The organism is Mesorhizobium sp. M7A.F.Ca.CA.002.09.1.1 (assembly GCF_003998555.1).
Taxonomy (GTDB): Bacteria; Pseudomonadota; Alphaproteobacteria; order Rhizobiales; family Rhizobiaceae; genus Mesorhizobium; species Mesorhizobium ciceri.
Genome location: NZ_RZRR01001091.1, coordinates 1 through 1,614, shown reverse-complemented (window position 1 = coordinate 1,614; position 1,614 = coordinate 1). Strand labels below are relative to the sequence as shown.

Here is a 1,614-nt window from a genome sequence, read left to right as displayed (position 1 = left end):
CATCCGGACGGTTCTTGATGAACCATTTGGCGACGCGCACGCCATTGTCGCGCTGGACATTGCCGACATAATGTTCGGCCTGCGGGATCACGGCGTCATTGACGTTGACCACCGGCACGTTGGCGGCCTTGGCTTGCTCCATGATCGGCTGCAGATTGGCATCCGTCTGCGGCGAGACGAGCAGCACGTTGTAGCCCTGCGTCACCAGGCCTTCGGCGATGGTGAGCTGGCCGAGCTGGTCGCCCTCGCTTTGCGCTGCCTGATAGACGACGGGAACGCCGACCTTGGCGCCGAATGCCGTGTAGCCCTCGCCCAGCGAGCGCCAGTATTCATTGGTCAGCGTCTTGGAGACGGCGCCTGCCTTGGTGCCTTCGGGCAGCTTGGGGAACGCGCCGAATTTGGCCTCGACCTGCGACCAGTCGATGCGGTCCTTTTCCGTGTCGGAATTGAGCGGCGCGAGGTCGGCCGAAAAGGCAGAGCCGATCGACAGCGCCATCAGTGCGGCGGTAGCCGTGGCAAGCAGAAGTTTCATTGTATTCCTCCCTTGTTGAAAACGATAATGGTGCGCATGCCTCAGCTATCCGGCCCGAGCATGATTTCCTGGATGATGGCCTGCGACGTCACCGCATCCTGGCTGTCCATGGCGGCGGACAGGCGATTGTCCTGCCCCAGCCGGTCGACGACGCGCAGCATGCGCTTGACGGTGGCGATGTTGACTTCGCACTCGCGCACCGGATCGAGCCCGGTCATGTCGGGGAACGTGTCGAAATAGATGGCGCCGGCGTAACCGTCGCGGCGAATCTGCCTGAGCAACTCGATGGTCTGCAGCGTGTGCACCGCGCCGACCATCAGGCCGTCGTCGCGCTTGGCGTAGCCGTCGTTCAGATGCACGCCGAGCAGCTTGCTGTGGCGCGCCACCAGGGCCGCGGCAAAGGCCGGCTGTTCGTCGGCATAGAGCACATGGGCGAAATCGAGGGTGACGCCCAGATTGGGCAGGCCGACATCGCGGATCGCCAGCAAGGTCGTCGCCGCATCCGGCATCAGGCTGTAGGAGCGTGGTTCGTTCGGTTTGTACTCAAGGCTGATCTGACAGTCGGGATCATGCGCGGCTACTTCACGAATCCCATCGATTTCGTGTTGCCAAAGCGTCACATAGTCGGCCTGGAAGGCGTAGTCGAAGCCATCCTGGCCGAGCCACAGCGTCATCAGGCTGGCGCCGGCCTCACGCACGGCATCGATGCCGGCTTTGGTCAGGTCGATGGCCTCGCGGCGCACCGCCGGATCCGGATTGGTGAATGCGCCGAGCTTGAAGGCGGGGTTGGAGTAGTAGCGCATGGCAAAGCCATTGATGGAAAGCCCGAGATCGCCGAGTTTGAGGGCGATTTCCGCAGGCTTTTCACTGACATGGTCGGGAAAGTTGAGGTCGAGATCGGTAAGCCCGCCGACCTTGGCGGCGCGCGCCGCCATCTGCAGCAGCGACGGCTTGCCGGTAAGATCAGGCCATTCGGCCTGCGGCCGCGAGGCAAAGGAATTCAGGCGCGTGGCGAAACGAGTGGCTGTCATGGTCGATCCTTCAATCGTCATGACTTCACATAAATACAAATATTTGTAAAG

At 62.0% G+C, this 1,614-nt stretch carries 2 protein-coding genes; both read right to left on the bottom strand.

All coding sequences use genetic code 11. The annotated features are described in order from the left end of the window. Positions 1 to 532, bottom strand: a 532-nt coding sequence (locus EN994_RS30560; RefSeq protein WP_164746378.1) for a substrate-binding domain-containing protein, incomplete at its 3' end; no start/stop codon positions are given. A 41-nt stretch (positions 533 to 573) separates the two neighbouring features. Next, positions 574 to 1,563, bottom strand: a complete 990-nt coding sequence (locus EN994_RS30555; RefSeq protein ID WP_063170351.1) for a TIM barrel protein — start codon at positions 1,561 to 1,563, stop codon at positions 574 to 576. Positions 1,564 to 1,614: the final 51 nt, after the last annotated feature.